This window comes from Agrobacterium sp. SUL3, assembly GCF_001263295.1.
GTDB classification, from domain to species: Bacteria; Pseudomonadota; Alphaproteobacteria; order Rhizobiales; family Rhizobiaceae; genus Agrobacterium; species Agrobacterium tomkonis.
The window spans coordinates 96644-113990 of sequence record NZ_KQ414516.1 but is presented as its reverse complement, the minus strand read 5'-3'; the positions used below and the strand labels follow the sequence as shown (position 1 = coordinate 113990).

General features: G+C 55.3%; 19 protein-coding genes and 1 pseudogene. 13 read left to right on the top strand and 7 right to left on the bottom strand.

What is annotated here, in order from left to right; all coding sequences use genetic code 11:
- Positions 1-86: 86 nt before the first annotated feature.
- Positions 87-1415, top strand: coding sequence for an Nramp family divalent metal transporter (locus tag AKG12_RS24395; RefSeq protein WP_003501192.1), 1329 nt, complete (start codon positions 87-89; stop codon positions 1413-1415).
- A 289-nt stretch (positions 1416-1704) separates the two neighbouring features.
- Here the strand turns inward: AKG12_RS24395 and AKG12_RS24390 are convergent, their stop codons facing one another.
- The 3 genes from AKG12_RS24390 to AKG12_RS24380 all read right to left on the bottom strand — a co-directional run bounded on the left by AKG12_RS24390 (position 1705) and on the right by AKG12_RS24380 (position 3499).
- Positions 1705-2121 carry a MerR family transcriptional regulator gene (locus AKG12_RS24390; RefSeq protein ID WP_052820789.1) on the bottom strand — a complete coding sequence of 139 codons (417 nt, stop codon included), beginning with the start codon at positions 2119-2121 and terminating at the stop codon, positions 1705-1707.
- A gap of 167 nt (positions 2122-2288) precedes the next feature.
- Positions 2289-2801 (bottom strand): signal peptidase II, encoded by a 513-nt coding sequence (gene lspA, locus AKG12_RS24385; RefSeq protein WP_052820775.1) that lies wholly within the window; start codon positions 2799-2801, stop codon positions 2289-2291.
- Positions 2798-3499, bottom strand: coding sequence for a L,D-transpeptidase (locus AKG12_RS24380; RefSeq protein ID WP_052820788.1), 702 nt, complete (start codon positions 3497-3499; stop codon positions 2798-2800). Before AKG12_RS24380 ends, lspA begins: the two co-directional genes overlap by 4 nt.
- A gap of 255 nt (positions 3500-3754) precedes the next feature.
- Between AKG12_RS24380 and AKG12_RS30795 the strand changes: the two genes are divergently transcribed.
- From AKG12_RS30795 to AKG12_RS24350, 6 genes are all read left to right on the top strand, one after another.
- Positions 3755-4093 (top strand): hypothetical protein, encoded by a 339-nt coding sequence (locus tag AKG12_RS30795; RefSeq protein WP_003501184.1) that lies wholly within the window; start codon positions 3755-3757, stop codon positions 4091-4093.
- 246 nt (positions 4094-4339) lie between these two features.
- Positions 4340-5458, top strand: coding sequence for a ubiquinol oxidase subunit II (gene cyoA / locus AKG12_RS24370; protein WP_107341912.1), 1119 nt, complete (start codon positions 4340-4342; stop codon positions 5456-5458).
- 17 nt (positions 5459-5475) lie between these two features.
- Positions 5476-7476 (top strand): cytochrome o ubiquinol oxidase subunit I, encoded by a 2001-nt coding sequence (gene cyoB / locus AKG12_RS24365; RefSeq protein WP_052820774.1) that lies wholly within the window; start codon positions 5476-5478, stop codon positions 7474-7476.
- Position 7477: 1 nt separating this feature from the next.
- A complete protein-coding gene (gene cyoC / locus AKG12_RS24360; RefSeq protein WP_052820773.1) occupies positions 7478-8098 on the top strand; it encodes a cytochrome o ubiquinol oxidase subunit III in 621 nt (206 codons plus the stop codon).
- On the top strand, positions 8095-8481 hold the full coding sequence (cyoD, locus tag AKG12_RS24355) for a cytochrome o ubiquinol oxidase subunit IV (protein WP_052820772.1): 387 nt from the start codon (positions 8095-8097) through the stop codon (positions 8479-8481). Before cyoC ends, cyoD begins: the two co-directional genes overlap by 4 nt.
- Before the next feature lie 177 nt (positions 8482-8658).
- A complete protein-coding gene (locus tag AKG12_RS24350) occupies positions 8659-9021 on the top strand; it encodes a hypothetical protein (RefSeq protein ID WP_052820771.1) in 363 nt (120 codons plus the stop codon).
- A gap of 38 nt (positions 9022-9059) precedes the next feature.
- Here AKG12_RS24350 and AKG12_RS24345 read toward each other — a convergent pair whose 3' ends face one another.
- A complete protein-coding gene (locus AKG12_RS24345; RefSeq protein WP_052820770.1) occupies positions 9060-9665 on the bottom strand; it encodes a transglutaminase-like cysteine peptidase in 606 nt (201 codons plus the stop codon).
- Positions 9666-10260: 595 nt separating this feature from the next.
- Here AKG12_RS24345 and AKG12_RS24340 point away from each other — a divergent pair.
- The 5 genes and pseudogenes from AKG12_RS24340 to AKG12_RS24320 all read left to right on the top strand — a co-directional run.
- Positions 10261-10854: a class I SAM-dependent methyltransferase gene (locus AKG12_RS24340; protein WP_052820769.1), complete on the top strand. Its 594-nt coding sequence runs from the start codon at positions 10261-10263 to the stop codon at positions 10852-10854.
- On the top strand, positions 10851-11423 hold the full coding sequence (locus AKG12_RS24335) for a copper chaperone PCu(A)C (RefSeq protein ID WP_139009121.1): 573 nt from the start codon (positions 10851-10853) through the stop codon (positions 11421-11423). The genes AKG12_RS24340 and AKG12_RS24335 overlap by 4 nt, the downstream gene beginning before the upstream one ends.
- A 705-nt stretch (positions 11424-12128) precedes the next feature.
- Entirely contained in the window at positions 12129-12482 is a 354-nt protein-coding gene (locus AKG12_RS24330) for an ArsR/SmtB family transcription factor (RefSeq protein ID WP_052820768.1), read from the top strand.
- A complete protein-coding gene (arsN2, locus tag AKG12_RS24325) occupies positions 12476-12913 on the top strand; it encodes an arsenic resistance N-acetyltransferase ArsN2 (protein ID WP_052820787.1) in 438 nt (145 codons plus the stop codon). Before AKG12_RS24330 ends, arsN2 begins: the two co-directional genes overlap by 7 nt.
- A 15-nt stretch (positions 12914-12928) precedes the next feature.
- A pseudogene (locus AKG12_RS24320) lies at positions 12929-13393 on the top strand (arsenate reductase ArsC); the annotation flags it as partial.
- 184 nt (positions 13394-13577) lie between these two features.
- Here AKG12_RS24320 and istB read toward each other — a convergent pair.
- The 3 genes from istB to AKG12_RS24305 all read right to left on the bottom strand — a co-directional run bounded on the left by istB (position 13578) and on the right by AKG12_RS24305 (position 16787).
- Entirely contained in the window at positions 13578-14354 is a 777-nt protein-coding gene (gene istB / locus AKG12_RS24315) for an IS21-like element helper ATPase IstB (protein ID WP_052820767.1), read from the bottom strand.
- Between the two features lie 11 nt (positions 14355-14365).
- Complete coding sequence (gene istA / locus AKG12_RS24310; protein WP_052820766.1) at positions 14366-15919, bottom strand: IS21 family transposase; 1554 nt, start codon at positions 15917-15919, stop codon at positions 14366-14368.
- 175 nt (positions 15920-16094) lie between these two features.
- Positions 16095-16787: an NAD(P)H-binding protein gene (locus tag AKG12_RS24305; protein WP_285277808.1), complete on the bottom strand. Its 693-nt coding sequence runs from the start codon at positions 16785-16787 to the stop codon at positions 16095-16097.
- A gap of 135 nt (positions 16788-16922) precedes the next feature.
- On the opposite strand from AKG12_RS24305, the gene AKG12_RS24300 reads away from it, so the two are divergent.
- Positions 16923-17324, top strand: a complete 402-nt coding sequence (locus AKG12_RS24300) for a winged helix-turn-helix transcriptional regulator (RefSeq protein WP_052820765.1) — start codon at positions 16923-16925, stop codon at positions 17322-17324.
- Positions 17325-17347: the final 23 nt, after the last annotated feature.

The window sequence follows — 17347 nt, the reverse complement described above, 5'->3', positions numbered from 1 at the left end:
CACATCCAAAGAACTCGTATGCCCGAAATACCTTACTCAGCATCAGACCCGCCAGATGGGGTCTCCTTGCCGCTTACGGTGAATCTATGGACAGTCCGGTAAAGGGCTGGCGGCGGGCCGGAGGGGAAGCGTCGCTGTCTGACGTGCATCGATCCATCGCGGTGGCGACCGGGCAGGGCACATTTCGCCGGGCCATGGCTTTCTTTGGTCCAGGCTACCTGGTGGCGGTCGGGTATATGGATCCTGGAAACTGGGCGACCTCTCTCGCCGGCGGATCCCGCTTCGGCTATGCGCTTTTGACGGTAGCACTTGTGTCGAACATCATGGCGATCGTGCTCCAGTCGCTCTGCGCCCGTCTGGCGATCGGCTCCGGGCGAGACCTTGCGCAGGCTTGCCGCGATGCCTTCCCTCGACCGGTCGGCATCGTCCTCTGGATCCTGGCAGAAATAGCGATCATCGCTACCGACATAGCGGAGGTGATCGGCACTGCGATCGGGCTCAACCTGATCTTCGGCATCCCACTGGAACTGGGAGTCGTCATCACGGCACTGGACGTCTTCCTCATCCTGTATCTCCAGAAGTTAGGCTTCCGTTGGGTCGAAGCGCTCGTAATCACGTTGCTGGGTGTGATTACCGTCTGCTTCACCATCCAGATCGCGCTTGCGGATCCCGACTGGGGACAAGTCATCCTCGGATTTGCCCCGACCACAGAGATCGTCACCAACCCGGATATGCTCTACCTCGCGCTAGGGATTCTTGGTGCAACCGTCATGCCGCACAATCTGTATCTCCACTCAGGGATCGTGCAGACACGCGCTTACGGCACAACAGTCCCCCAGAAGCGGGAGGCACTCAAGTTCGCCACCCTCGACTCGACAATCGCCCTGATGTTTGCGTTGCTCGTGAATGCCTCAATTCTGATCCTCGCAGCGGCCACATTCCACAAGACAGGCCAGACGACGGTGGCCGAACTCGGTGAAGCGCATAGCCTTCTTGCACCGCTGCTCGGTCTTGCAATCGCCCCAACGTTGTTCGGTATCGCGCTCCTATGCTGCGGTATCAATTCGACGGTTACGGCGACACTGGCTGGACAGATTGTCATGGAAGGCTTTTTGAACATCAGGCTCGCGCCCTGGCTACGACGATTGATCACACGCGGTATCGCCATTATTCCGGCTGCCGGGGTTACGATATTGTTTGGAGACGGTGGAACAGCGCAACTCTTAATCTTGACACAGGTGGTGCTCAGTCTTCAACTCTCGTTCGCAGTGTTCCCGCTTGTGATGTTCACATCCGACCGGGCGAAGATGGGGGAACTGACGGCTCCTTACTGGCTGACTGCTTTCGCTTGGCTGATTGCAATCGTGATCGCCCTCCTGAACATCAAGCTTCTTGTGGATTTCGTCGCGTCCTAACGTAACGAAATTCGCCCTCTGACACGGAAGGATGCGAAGATGATTATGATTTATGATGGGCCGCCAAGTATATTCTCATGGGCGAAAAAACCCTGAGCTTCCTGAGACTGGCGAGAAGGCTTCAGACCCTTCTGCTATCTTCATTTCCTATACTGAAAATAGGAGCGCTTTCCGGCGGCAGCGGCCTCATCTCAACGGAAAGCCCTAATGTAGGCGGTGGTTGAAAGGGTCATGAGTTACCCAGATTGCAGACGAGATGAACGAAACGTAGCGCGAAACGAGCAACCTGTCAGTCGTGTTCCGTCGAGCAAAGACAGTGGTTGGCAAGAGCCCGAATTACGTAGCAGTCGCGTACCTGGTTGGAATTGCAGTGCGTTGAGATCCGCTCCAGTTCTGCTTCCAATTTTTTTAGGCGCTGGATCTTCTCACGGACGGTTACGAGTTGCTTGGCGGCAATACCGTCAGCTTCCTCGCAAGGTTTCTCCGGATGCTGACTAAGATCGATGAGTTCGCGGATGGCCTCGATCGTCAGTCCAAGCTCGCGTGCGTGCTTTATGAAGGACAGCCGCTCACGTTCCGTCTTCGAATAGCGTCGCTGATTTCCTTCCGAGCGTTCCGTATGCGAGAGAAGCCCCATCTGCTCGTAATATCTGATCGTCGGAACCTTTACCCCAGTCGTCTTCGATAAATCACCGATTGTCAGCATATGAATACTCCAGTCATGACATGCAGCGTCGAACCACTGCGGTTTGTTCGAGTTTGAAAAGAAACTGACGCTATCGAAACGTGATGGGGTATCCAGCACAGAATTTTGATATGAGGATGAGTTGTTGAGATCAAGTTCCACTGCGATCGTGTCGCTACGCCTGACAATCATGTCTTCCCCAACGAAGTCGCATGTCGGTCCGGACGCAATGAGATCGCGACAAGAAGGAAGGCCCCACAGACGATGAATACGTCTGCCAGATTGAAGGCTGGCCATGACCAACCGAAGGCGTGGAAATCCAGATAGTCCGTGACGCTCAGGTTCCAGAAGCGATCGATGACATTGCCGCTCGCGCCTCCTGCAACCGCCGTGATCGAAACCCGCTCTGCAACAGTCTTTGCCATTACCGCCCAGATCACCAGCGCTATCACGATTACGCCCTGAAGCAGCGCGAACAGTCGTGGAGCCGATCCCATCGTGTCGGAGAAAAGGCCGAAGCTGACACCCGGGTTATAGGCAAGCATCAGGTTGAAGAATGGGGTTACCGGGATTACTCTCGGTGGATCCATCAATTCGGTTACAACCAGATACTTCGTGGTGAGATCGATCAAGCATAGCGCGGCAACCCAGAGAAGGACGAGAGCGGCTCTGGCTGTGATCTTGTTTAATGATGCCTTCATCGGATTCCCTGTTGCATGACGACAATCCGGGCCTTTGACGGGACGGTTTCATAAAGCTCCATCACATCCTGATTGATGAGGCGAACGCAGCCTGACGAAACGGCGTGGCCGATTGAACGCCAGTCCGTGGTGCCGTGAAGCCGGTAAAGCGTGTCCTTGCCATGCTGGAAGATGTAAAGAGCACAAGCACCAAGCGGATTATTGGGGCCGGGTGCCTGGCCGCCGTTCGCATATGAATATTTCTGTAGCTCTGGTTGTCTCGCTATCATCTCCGGAGGCGGTGTCCACTGGGGCCATTTCTGCCGCCACTGGATTATTCCTTCACCCGACCAGGTGAAGCCCGCGCGCCCGATACCGATACCGTATCTCATTGCCGTGCCAGCATCTTCAGTGAGATAGAGGAACCTGTTGCGAACATCGACGACAACAACGCCCGCAGGCTCGCCGGTGAGGTTTTCAACGCGCTGCCGATAGTATCTCGGGTCGATCTTTCGAAAGGGAACTCTAGGTAACCGGTAGCCGCCGTCGCTCCTTGCAGCGTAGCGGGCCTCAAGCTCACGTTCGCTCGGTTCCATTTGACTGGCGGGCCTGACGACAGCCGCCGCTGTAGAAACCGGGCTACCAAAGACGGCTGATGCCAATGCACCACCAGATAGAGCGACGAGTGACCGACGTTTCATCAGACGCGGTTTGAGCATGCATATCCCCATTTGAAGGACACGTTTGAATCCTCCACATTACTTATTCCGTACAATTCTACGATCTCTAGTAGCTTGAGGTTCAAGCGCTTGCTGACAGCTAAGGTCGGGTCTCAACTAATTGTGTAAGGCTCGTGATGGAGTGCGCCTTATCATCAGGGACAAATTGGCGCAGTCACAGATTGGCAGCTTTTGTTTCAGTTCGACCTTTGCTAGTCATCTGTTGATTTATGTCATTTTGCTTGTCTGGAACGAATGATCCGCAGCGTTTTAACCAGTTGGAAGACCGTGGCTGTCCTGACGATGATCTTCATTCAGATCATCTCCGGAAGCCTCTGCTCGACTCCGTTGGAAAATCGCACATTCGTTCCGCCCGGTGTCGCTACCTTCGTGCAGGAACGAGGTTCACCGGTGGATAACAGGAAACTCCTCTTGTCTGAGGCCGACCATCACGTCCGCTGCGAGCAGCGGTCTCTACAAGCAGAACTGTATGATTTTAGATTCTCGGAAGGACTGCGATATTCCGTATCCGCGGACCTCCTTCGTGAAAGCCAGATCTATCTGATCTCGCGCCCGCCAAAATACCTGAGCTAAGGCAATCTGTTCGGCACTGCGCACGTACGTCTTACTGAATCAGTTCGACCATGGATCTCTTACGCCCAAGCCATTCTTCGCCGATATCTGGCGGAGCGTGTGAGCTATGTATCGGGACTTCTCAAGAGCAGCCGGATTCCATCCTGAAATCATAATCCCTTACATCGGGAGTCGAAGGTGTCTTTGTCAAAAAAGCTCTTTCTCCTCGCTGTTGGCACCTTTTTGCTCCCGCTCGGCGGATGCAAGATGGTCGTAATGTCGCCATCCGGCGATATTGCACGTCAGCAGGCGGATCTCATCGTCATCGCAACCGTGCTGATGCTCCTCATCATCGTACCGGTCCTGTTTCTCACCTTCTATTTTGCCTGGCATTACCGCCATTCCAACAAGAAGGCGAAATATGACCCGGAGTGGCATCACTCCGTAAAACTTGAGATGGTGATCTGGTCAGCGCCGCTTGCCATCATCATCGCGCTGGGAACTATCACGTGGATCAGCACTCACAGACTTGACCCATATCGCCCACTCGACAGGATCGATGCAAATCGTCCTGTTACACCCGACATCAGGCCGATCACCGTAGAAGTGGTCGCACTCGATTGGAAATGGCTGTTCTTCTATCCGGAGTACGGAATTGCTACGGTTAATGAGCTTGCTGCGCCCGTAGATGTACCGATCAACTTCAAGCTAACTGCATCATCGGTCATGAATGCATTCTATGTGCCGGCGCTCGCCGGGATGATCTATGCCATGCCCGGAATGCAGACGAAACTCCATGCCGTCATCAACGAGACCGGCACCTACGATGGTCTTTCTGCCAACTATAGTGGAGACGGCTTCTCTCAGATGCGGTTCAAGTTCCTTGGATTGAACCAGGGTGATTTCGATCAATGGGTCGCGCGTGTCAAACGGACCGGCACGGCACTCAACCGGGACAGTTACTTGAAGCTTGAGAAACCGAGCACGGCCGAACCTGTACGTTATTACTCCACGGTGCAGGAAGGTCTCTACCGCTCGGTGCTCAACATGTGCGCCCGTGAAGGCCAGATGTGCATGGATGAGATGATGCACATCGACAAGATGGGCGGGGCAGGTGTGGAGAGCCGGGAAAACCGGGCGCGCCTGGAATACGACAACCGCCGGACGACCGGCGCAGCCGAAGACAACGATGTCGCACCCGCCCCTGTCACAGGCACCCCGACCCGCGGCGAGAGCCCCGCGAACGTCATCGATAGCAAGGTGAGCCAGCCGTCGATGCCGATGAACCATAGCATGAAGAACATGCAGCATCCCACCACACCCGAAAGCGATGAGAGCGGGCAGGCACCCGACCGGCTCGACGCTGAAGTGCCCGCAAAACCCTGAAGGATTCGACAGATAAGATGTTCGAAAATCTAACACTCGCTCAACTCGTCTTCGGGCGGCTCACCTGGGAAGCGATCCCTTACGATCCAATCATCCGCAGCACGTTTGTTGCCGTGGTTATCGGTGGCCTGGCCATCGTGGGATTGATTACGAAATACAAACTGTGGGGTTATCTCTGGAGGGAATGGTTCACATCTGTCGATCACAAAAAGATCGGCATCATGTACATCGTTCTGGCGCTCGTCATGCTTCTGCGCGGCTTCGCCGACGCGATCATGATGCGTATTCAGCAGGCCATCGCCTTCAACGGCAACGAGGGATACCTGAACGCCGACCACTATGATCAGATATTCACCGCCCACGGCGTGATCATGATCTTTTTTGTCGCCATGCCGTTCATAACAGGGTTCATGAACTACATTGTGCCGCTCCAGATCGGTGCTCGCGATGTGTCATTTCCGTTCCTGAACAATTTCTCATTCTGGATGACGACGGCGGGTGCGATCATCATCATGATCTCGCTATTCGTAGGAGAATTCGCAAAGACCGGCTGGTTGGCCTATCCGCCGTTGTCGGGTGCCGATTACAGCCCTGGCGTCGGTGTGGACTACTACATCTGGGGTTTGCAGGTAGCCGGCATCGGAACAACGCTGTCGGGCATCAACCTCGTTGCGACCATCGTCAAGATGCGCGCACCGGGGATGTCTCTGATGAAAATGCCTGTTTTCACCTGGACCTCGCTTTGCACCAACATCCTGATCGTGGCGACATTCCCGATATTGACGGCAACGCTTGCGCTGCTGACCGCAGACCGCTATCTGGACACCAACTTCTTCACGAACGATCTCGGCGGTAACCCGATGATGTACGTGAACCTGATCTGGATGTGGGGTCATCCGGAAGTTTACATCCTGATCCTCCCGGCTTTTGGCATCTTTTCGGAAGTTGCATCTACGTTCTCGGGCAAGCGGCTGTTCGGCTACGCGTCGATGGTCTACGCGACATGTACGATCATGCTTCTTTCTTATGTGGTCTGGCTGCATCATTTCTTCACGATGGGAGCAGGTGCGTCCGTCAACGCCTTCTTTGGAATAGCAACGATGATCATTTCGATCCCGACGGGTGCGAAGATGTTCAACTGGCTGTTCACGATGTACAAGGGAAGGATCCGTTACGAACTGCCGATGTACTGGTTGATCGGCTTTATGGTGACATTCGTCATCGGCGGTATGACAGGCGTCATGCTGGCTATACCTCCTGCTGACTTTGTGCTGCACAATTCGCTCTTCCTGATTGCCCACTTCCACAACGTCATCATCGGCGGCGTGCTGTTCGGCCTGATGGCAGGAGTAACCTATTGGTGGCCGAAGGCCTTCGGTTTCAAGCTCGATCCGTTCTGGGGCAAGATGAGCTTCTGGTTCTGGCAGATCGGTTTCTTCGTCGCCTTCATGCCGCTCTATGTACTCGGACTAATGGGCGTGACGCGCAGAGTTTCGCAGTTTGATGATCCCTCGTTGCAGATCTGGTTCATCATCGCCGCATTCGGGGCGGGCCTGATTGCACTCGGTATCCTGTTCTTCATTATCCAGATGGTCGTCAGCGTGATGAGACGCGACCAGCTCCGTTGCACGACGGGCGATCCATGGTGTGGCCGAACCCTGGAATGGGCTACTTCCTCGCCGCCGCCAGAATACAACTTCGCTTTCACTCCAGTGGTCCATGAATTGGACGCATGGCACGACATGAAGGAATGTGGATACGCGAGACCACTGGCCGGATACAAGGCGATTCACATGCCCAGAAATACTGGTGCCGGTGTCATCCTTTCCGGTATCAGCATCGCGCTCGCCTTTGCGCTCATCTGGTACATCTGGTGGCTCGCCATCGTATCATTTGCAGCGATCATTATCGTCTCGATAGCCCACACCTTCAACTACAACCGTGACTTTTATATCCCGGCAGCAACAGTTGCCGAGGTCGAAGACGCACGTTCGAAGCTGCTCGCCCAGGGGAACTGACATGGAAAACCCGATTCAAGCCCCCCGGGCTAACAAGAAATTCCATCTCGATGAGGAACATCATCCTGAAGGCAGCACGAACCTGGGCTTCTGGCTCTATCTGATGAGTGACCTGCTTATTTTCGCGGCTCTCTTCGCCACCTATGCGGTGCTCGGTCGCAATTACGCTGCCGGTCCTGCACCTGGCGATCTTTTCGATCTCAGGTTGATCGCGATTGCGACGGTAATCCTGCTGGTGTCATCGATTACCTATGGTGTTGCGATGATCCGTGCCGAGAGCAATGCAAAGGGTGCGACGATTTTCTGGCTTGGTGTCACAGGCCTGCTCGGCCTCGCATTCCTGGGGCTAGAGGCATACGAATTCTATCATCTGATCGCGGAGGGTGCTGGTCCCCAGCGGTCCGCCTTCCTGTCGTCATTCTTCGCCCTCGTCGGCACGCATGGTCTCCACGTCATGTTTGGGGTCATCTGGCTTGTGGTGCTTATGATACAGGTGTCGAAGTTTGGCCTCACTCCGGAGAACCATCGACGACTGATGTGCCTCTCAATGTTCTGGCACTTCCTCGACCTCATCTGGATCGGTGTCTTCTCGGTGGTCTATCTTATGGGAGTTGTCGCATGACGTCGAATTCTTCTCATAATGAAGCACACGGAGGGCATTCCGGTCACCGCTCAGGGCGTAGTTCTCTCAAGAGCTACATGACGGGATTCATCCTGTCGCTTATTCTGACGGCCATCCCGTTCTGGCTTGTGATGGGCGACGTCATCGAGAGCAAGATGATGACGATCGCGGCGATCATGATCCTTGGCGGCATCCAGATGCTTGTCCACATGACCTACTTCCTGCACATGAACAGCCGCTCTGAAGGAGGGTGGACCATGATGGCACTGATTTTTACGATCGTGATCCTTGTCATCGTGCTCGTCGGATCAATCTGGGTTATGTATCACCTCAACACCAACATGATGCCCATGTCACCGGAGATGATGAAAAATATGCCGTAAGAGCGCTGATTTCATCCAGTTTATCAAGCTAATTGCTCATTCGTGTGTTCGGTAAACCGTTGGTCCATACCGAACACACGGACCAAATCACAGGTCTGGATGCAGTCATGGGGAAGCCTCCGGGCGCGATCTGACTGTCTCCGGCTCTCGTTCACCTCGAGAGTTGTTGGCGAGCGAATGCCATTTTTTCTTGTCACCCATCGATCACTCGTTGAAGCTGATAGCGAGCAGGCCGCTGCTGTGAAAGCTCTCGATAAAATTGAAAGCAGTCGCAAACTCGAATTCGAAGTAAAATTCGATGAAACGACGATCACCTGCGTAATCCTGGACAGAGCACTGGAGGAGATGGATTCATCATCTCCAGAAGGCCAGGCACTGCACCAGGAGCCGTTAGCCGGGACCACGAACGCTGGTCAGTCACCCAACGAGAACTCATCGCGAACAACGATACCGGAGCGCCCGAACGCGCGGACGACCACGATGGTTGCGGCCTTTCTTGGGGGGCTGGTGCTGGCGACGTTCCTGCTTGCGGCATTGTGATCGTCAACAACGACGGTCAGAGTACAAGATGCCGCTGATCACCGAATGCCGCTTACGGCAATCGTATCTCGACCGTCATTGATTTTCACCCACTTGCCGGGATCACGCGAGTCCTGACGCTTCAGATAGGTGTACTCGGTTTCCGACCATTTCCTGATCTCCGCACGCAGATTGTCGAGCACGAAGTCACCCAGTCCTGACCGGACCGCCAACACAGCGTGACCCGATCCGTCCGGTTGAAGCACTACTGTGATCAGCAGGTTGGAGGGCGAGAACCCACGTTCCATCAGGAGCTTCCGCTTCTGAAGAACGAAGTCTTCGCAGTCGGCTGCGTCGACCGGATAGGTCCAGTATTCTTCGACACCATACCTCTCCATATCTGTCATCGCCGGGATCAGGTTCACCTTACGGTTCACATCGACAAGGCGACTCCAGGTCTCTGGCGTCAGCTTCATCGGCCCGCGATCTGCAACGCGGGGGCGGCATTCTCCGGGCAGGCGTTCACAGAATTCAAAATGACCAATTGGCTGGGTAGTCGGTCCGGCGATCGGCATGGCATCCAGAGCCGCCGCATCGGGATTCCACGCCACCCCCATCGAGGTCGTCATTATTGCGATTATTGCGAACATAAACCTGACAGTCATAAGTCGTCCCCGTTTGTTGCAATGACTTATGAGGATCGGCTGCCACTATCGGGCAAACAATTTAGGTGCAATTTTATCGATTGTTATGTTTTGTTCGCGCAGCTCGTTCGCTATCGTTTCAGTTAAAACGTCGAGTTATGATCTGCAGCATCATAGCCAGGTATTCTTTGAATCCACTCGATAATCGGGGCTGACCTTTACTGACGCCCCTCGCTAACCGTTCTGTGATCGGCCTTCTACGAAACAAAGAGTAGGAGGTTTGGCGCCCCACTATGAGCCAAATTGTCGCAACGGACCGAATTCTGATTGAACCTCCATCTGCTTGAGGTTGCATTATCAATCTCCTGAACGACAGGAGATACTGAATTGAACGTTGTGAATTTCCGGGCCTTCATTACTGACTCTGGCCTTGGCGGCTGCGTGATCACACCCCACGTGCTTATTGCGAAGGTTTTTGCGTTGGCGAGTTCGATGCTCCCTTCTGTTGTGACGGCCCGAATGTCTGCTACCAGGGCAACGAAATGACACTTACTGCCTTTTCTGACACAAAGTTTCTGCGCCTCTACAGTATCTTCATCCTGTGGGCTGGGCAGTTATGAAACGACTGTCGCAAACCATCCTGTTCGCTCGCCAATGGTTGTCTGAACTATGGTCGATCGGAGCTGTTGCACCCTCCAGCCCTCATCTCGCTCGCCTGATGACACAATCTATCGACGCTTCAACAGGACCTGTTCTGGAACTTGGACCCGGAACAGGTGTGTTTACGGATGCACTTCTTGAACGGGGTGTGCAACAGCAATGCCTCACGCTTGTAGAGCTGGGTGAAGATTTCGTCCGGCTGCTTCGACTACGCTTTCCACACGCACGGATCGTGAAGTGCGACGCCGCACGCATGCGTGAGGCCGGTATGGATACAGATCTACGATACGGCGCTGTCATTAGTGGCCTTCCTCTTCTGGCTATGCAGCCGCCTGTAGTGTTCCGGATTGTGAAAGAAGCAGTCCGCCGACTTGAGCCGGGTGCCAGCTTCTACCAGTTCACCTACGGTCTGCGCTGCCCGGTGCCAGATGCAGTGATGACTCGCCTGGGTCTGAAGGCCCAGAAGGTCGGTACTGTGATGCTTAATATCCCGCCAGCTTCCGTTTACCGGGTTTTTCAATCGGTAGCAGATAGAAGCACCGCCCGATGAAAAAACAGCCAGGTTTCCTGCGATACAACCAGACGAGAGAACCGGGTTTGCCACACCAACGAAATTCCATGTTTATCTTGGCAAGCTACTTGGGCCTGGTATTGGGAAACGCCGGAAGCACCTACGCATCAACTGCCGCAATCATGCCGGCTCATGCCAATAATTTGCCTCAGATTGTAATCGAACATGCCGAACTGCAAGCTGGCGAAAACGGTGGTCCAGACCGTGCATACATTGTAATCCACAACGGTACCGGAAATGATGCGCGTATCTCCAGGATCTATGCTGCGGGATACGGCCCTGCCGCAATCATGCGGCAGGCAGTTACCCCTGGGGAGTACATCACCTTACCCCTGGACAAGGCTGGTCTCGAAATTCCCAAGGGTGCCGATCTGGACATGAAGCCAGACACACTTTTCGTTTTTTTTGATCGTGCAAGCCGTATGCCACGTTATACTACATTATCAATCGTTTTCGATGATGGGCTGGTCAGGAGTGTATCAGTCGATCTAATCCCTTCAGGACGCACACCAGTGAGCCATCATCATGGAATGCAGGAAGAAGACTGAAGGTTGTTGCTCGCATGTGAGTTCGCGTACCGATTCAGCGATCACTGTACATGTGTCATTGCTATGAAATCATGACACATTTTCTGATGACTTGCGTCAACGGCGCGGGGTTTGGCGCTCTCGCCACCACAGAAAACTTTCAATACCGATAACAATGCCCAGTATCACGGGAGTGGTGAGTCCAGCGAGATGCTCAAACGTGTAGTGGCCACCAAACCGGCATAAACCCCAGAAAACAAGCCTCACAAGCGCAAAGCCAGCCAACCAGAAGATGGAGATCCAGAATATTGCTGTGGCGAAGCGACGTAAACGGTAACTCATTTGATCAATGTTACCCGGCCAGTATGATCAATGAAAATCAAGTCTTGTTGTACAAGGTCTCGACAGATTGGTCTTATTCACTGATGGCGAGGGACTTGAACCTTCGGCTACGGGAGGTCCTGCAATGCACCGGGCAGGGTTGCGAACCTTGCGAACCGCCAGGACATTGGGGGCATTGTACTTAACGAGACAGTAACTTTTGCGGCTAATTTTGAGCGGTTGTGGAAAGGCCGAAAACGACAAAGGAGAAACGCAGAAACTTGAGCACCACGACCAACACGAACGATACCTAAGGCGGGTTACTTCTCGGTGGAAATACGGGGTCAGCTCTCAGTGGATATCAACAGCACTTGATTTCTCGAATATATCCATTATTCTGGATATATGGAAAATAATGATGCAATAATAGCCCTTGCGGCCTTGGCACAAAATACCCGCCTTGAGACGTTCCGTCTGCTCGTGCGGCACGAACCGGATGGAATTCCGGCAGGCGAGCTCGCCCGGCTCCTTGATGTCCCTCAGAACACGATGTCGGCGCATCTTGCGACGCTGTCCCGTGCAGGGTTGGTGAAGAGCGAGCGCCAGAGCCGATCGATTATCTACCGGGCCGACCTCGACGGCCTGCGCGACCTGACACTATTCCTGCTGAAGGACTGCTGCGGCGGATCGACGGAGTTTTGCGCTCCCCTGATCGCAGAACTGACGCCATGCTGCGCGCCGGGGGCGAACCCATGTTGAGCGCGATCGCATTGCACGAAGTCGCCGGTAGCGACGCTCGTCTCCGCGAAGCGCTCCGTGCGGCGGATCTCCCGACCGATGACATTGAAGACGAAGGCCGCGCCTTCCTCGAAGCCGTCTTCGGCGACGGCCAAACGATCGGATATGCCGGCCTCGAACGATGCGCCGGCGATTACTTGCTGCGTTCTGTTGTCGTGCTCCCGGAACATCGGGGTCATGGGTTCGGCCGGGCAATCGTCGAGGCAACGCTTCGAGGCGTAGGTGGCGATATCTTCCTCGCGACGACGAGTGCTGCGCCGTTTTTCTCCACCATTGGGTTTGCCGAGGTGCAGCGGGCTGAAGTGCCGGCCGCGGTGCTTGCGACCCGCCAACTATCCTCCATTTGCCCCTCGTCGGCGACCATCATGAAGTTCAACAGGCCCCCGACCTAACCACGGACCACGACCATGACTGACAAGACCTATAACGTGCTGTTCCTCTGCACGGGCAATTCCGCTCGCTCTATTCTCGCCGAGTCCATCCTCAACAAAGAGGGCGGCGGCCGGTTCAAGGCCTATTCCGCCGGCAGCCAGCCGAAGGGCGAAGTCAATCCGCACGCGCTGAAGGAACTGGATGCGCTCGGCTATCCATCGACGGGTTTCTCATCGAAGAGTTGGGACGTGTTCGCCGAGGCAGGTAGCCCAGAGATGGATTTCATCTTCACCGTCTGCGACAGCGCCGCCGGCGAGGCCTGCCCGGTCTGGATCGGCCATCCGATGACTGCCCACTGGGGTGTCGAGGATCCGGCGGCCGTCGTCGGCACTGAAGTCGAGATCCAGCGCGCTTTCGCCCAAGCTGCACGGTTCCTGAAGAACCGGATCAGTGCCTTCATCAACCTGCCCATCGCCTCGATCGACCGCTTGGCCCTTGAACTGCGGATTTCGGTTAAACGGGACGGTCATTTCGGCAAGTCACGGACAAGCGTTTCGCTAAGTCGCGGACAGCGGGATNTGCGGATTTCGGTTAAACGGGACGGTCATTTCGGCAAGTCACGGACAAGCGTTTCGCTAAGTCGCGGACAGCGGGATCGATTGAACTCCGCCAGCCTGATTGCTGTTACGGGTGATTGATCTCGTTTATTTCGGCGCCGGTCAATAGTGATGTATTTTTTCGTTTGCGCATGCTGTCACCTTCAAGCGTTATGCGATGGGCGTTGTGAACAATTCGGTCCAGGATTGCGTCGGCTAAGGTGGCTTCGCCTATCATCTCATGCCAGGCGGCCACTGGGAGCTGGGCGGTGATGAGGGTTGATTTTCGGCGGTATCTTTCCTCGAAGATTTCCAGGAGATCGAGGCGCTGCCGGTCGTTCAGGGTATGGGTTCCCCAGTCATCCAACACGAGCAGGTGGACACGCGCTAGCTTGTCGATGAGGCGCGGAAAGCGCCCGTCCAGCCTGGCAAGTGCGAGGTCTTCGAACAAGCGTGGCATTCGCATATAGAGCACCGAGTGGTCGAGGCGGGCCGCCTGGCGTGCAAAGGCACATGCGATCCATGTCTTTCCTGTTCCCGTCTGGCCTGTCAGGATCAGGTTCTCGTTCGCCTTGAGCCATCCACCCTGTGCCAAAGACAGAATGTTTCGACGATCCAGGCCCCGATGCGATCCGAAGTCGATGTCTTCGATTGAGGCGTTGGCAAAGCGGAGTTTGGCGGTGGCGAGCCGGTTTGTCAGTCTTCGGTCCGTTCTGAGAGCGATCTCGCGATCAAGCATCAACCCCAGTCGCTCGTCGAAGCTCAAATCATTTCCGTGAGCCTGCTCGAGGAGCTCGCGATAGGCCGTTGCCATACCGGCCAGACCAAGCGCATTCATTTGTTCGAGTGTCGGATGTGTCAGCATCTGATGTCCTTTTATTGATAGTAGGTTTTGCCGCGGATATTGCCGTGCGGCGGAGCCGGCTTCACGGTCTCGCTCATGGCCGGAGCTTGATCGAGACCCGATCTGAGAATGTTGGCGACAGACGAATAACTCAGCGCGTTGATCACCAGCGCCCGTTCACAAGCCAGTTCCAGCCGACCAGGTTGGTAACGGCGTGCCAAGGAAAGAATGCCTTGGGCCGATCGATAGCCCTGTTCGGGGTGGGGGCGATCACTGAGCAGGCGTTCAATAAAAGTCGCCGTATTGACCCCGACCTTGGCTGCCTCCCAGCGCAATGCCTGAGGCGTCGTGTTTGCGTAGCGCTGGTGGGCCTTTGGCATGTGTTGGTTGACCGTGACGTGGCCAGAGCGTTGCGAGCTCCGGATGTGACTTGCTATACGCTTGTGATCGCAAAAGATTTCGACGGCCCGGTAGGTTAATCGGATGTCGACCCGCTTCCCGATCAGCCCATGCGGCACAGAATAGAACGTTCTGTCGACCTCGACATGGTAATCGGGGTGGACTTTAGCGGTCTTCCATTCTGCATATTCGAAGGGCGTTGCAGGCAGCGGCTTCAACTGCGCGCGCTCTACCTCATCGAACAAGGCGCGCCGAGATTTGCCATAGCGCCGCATCGTCCGATTGTTGAGGTCTTCGATCAAAGCGCTGATGCGGACGTTCAGGTCGGCAAGGCTGAAGAATCTTTCGTTCCGGAGCCTGGCCAAGACCCACCTCTCAACAATGAGAACCGTTCCTTCCGCAGATGCTTTGTCGCGAGGCTTGCGCGGGCGTGCTGGAACCACCGTCGTATCGTAATGTTCGGCGAAAGCGGCAAAGGTCGCATTCAAGGTGGGCTCGAACCATAACGCTTTGGCGACGGCCGCCTTGAGGTTATCGCAAACCGTGGTCTTGGTTACGCCACCGAAGAAGCTGAAGGCCCGCTGGTTGGCTTCGATCCAGTCCGGCAGCTTCTGACTGAAACTGGCATAAGCAAAGGTCAACTGCGATGCGCTCAGCACTGCCACATAGATTTGTGCTGCTCGTATCTCGCCACTGGAAGGGTCAATAATCGGGACCGTGTGGCCAGCATAATCGCATTCCATCGCCACCCCGCCGACATGACGACTGCGATAGGTAGGTTTGGCACGGCTCTCATAATCGGCATACCGGCAGCAGAACCAAGTGTAGCCATAGCCGTCGGGATGAGCTTCCCGGTATTCCTGCCATAAAAGATTGAGCGTCACGCCCTTGCGCTTCAGCTCGGTGGCGACCTTGGACCAATCCGGCTCATCAGTGTCACGAGGTGGTCGGCCCATGCGCCGAAACAGGCGCTGCTCGAGAACGGCGTCTTCGTCCAGATCTGCTGGCAGGGGCCAGATCGCAAGCCCGGCTTCGCGCGCCCGCAGAAGATACGTCGAAATCGACGTCTTGCTTATCTTCAATCGCTGGGAAACGGCGCGTATCGACAATCCCTGTTCGAACGTAAGCCGCAGGATGGATCGGATATCCTTCACGTCGGTATGTCTCGCTTGCTTCCGTCTAGGCATCTTGTCCTCGCTCAAATCACGAGGTGAAAAAATGCCAGATCGGCGCTCACGAAATTCAATCTAAATCAGTCGCGAAACTGTCCGCGACTTTGCGAAATCACTGTCCCGCACTTACTGAAATCGCTGTCCGCGACTTACTGAAATCCGTGTCCCGGACTTTGTGAAACCCGCACNATCACTGTCCCGCACTTACTGAAATCGCTGTCCGCGACTTACTGAAATCCGTGTCCCGGACTTTGTGAAACCCGCACTCGGCCCGTTCGGGTCCGCTAACGGCGGCGGGCCCCGTGACTGTGTAGATCCCACCTTCGTGGTGATGCCCCGTCAGCGCGCCGGCCGCCGCGGCCGCCAGATCGTCGCGCGAGACGTAGGAAACGCGCTCATCTCCCAAGCCCGCGAGCACGCCCTGGCCCTGAGACATCTTGATCTCGTCGGCCATGCTCTCGGCGTAATAACTCATCCGCAGGATCGTCCATCGCGGCGTAGTCTTGATGAGGTGCTGCTCTCCTGTCCAATATGCTGCGCCAAGGCTCGGCTCGGCTTCCTCATGCGTGCCCGCCGCCGAGATCAGGAAGATATGGGCGACACCGGCTCCCAGAGCAGCATTGATGGCGTTTTTGAGTTGGGCCCCGCGCACGCCCGGGCGCAGGTCGGCACTCGGAATGATCAGTAGCCTGTCAAGGCCGGCATAGGCTTTCACGAGCGTTTCAGGTTGGTCATAGTCGCCATGCCGCGCCTCGCTCGTTGCTCTGAGGTTTTCGGGCGAACGCGATATCGCGACGACATCGTGGCCTCCGCCTCGCGCAATCAGTTCCGCGACGACGGTTCCGCCCAGCTTGCCACTCGCGCCACTCACACCGATTTTCATTTGGGATGGCTCCTTCCGATCCACGAACAAAAAGTTAGTGACGATATGATCTATATCGGGTAGAGACACAAGAATGCACACAGATGTACGTCACGAACATTTGTGTTCCTGATGCAACGGTTTGAAGGTTTAGCGATGACCCTGAACGTATCGGATGAGGCGAAACATGCCTTTGTTGAGCATCACCCTGATGATTGCCGCGCGGTCGGTCAAATACTGGATCGCATCGGTGACAAATGGACTGTCATGGTGGTCGGCGCGCTCTCAAATGGCCGGCTGCGATTTAACGCAATCATGCGTCAGGTCGGCGGCGTCTCGCACCGGATGCTCACACTGACGTTGCGCGCACTCGAACGAGATGGGCTCGTAACCCGCACCGCCTACGCGACCATCCCGCCGAAGGTGGAATATGAGTTGACCGAACTCGGCCGCTCTCTCATCGAACCGTTGCGCGTTCTCGCCACTTGGGCGATCGAGCACCGCCCTACGATGGAAAGGGCACGTGCGGAATTCGAAGCTGTAAAGAAAGATGAGTAGTAAGGCATGATCGCGGTTTTCAT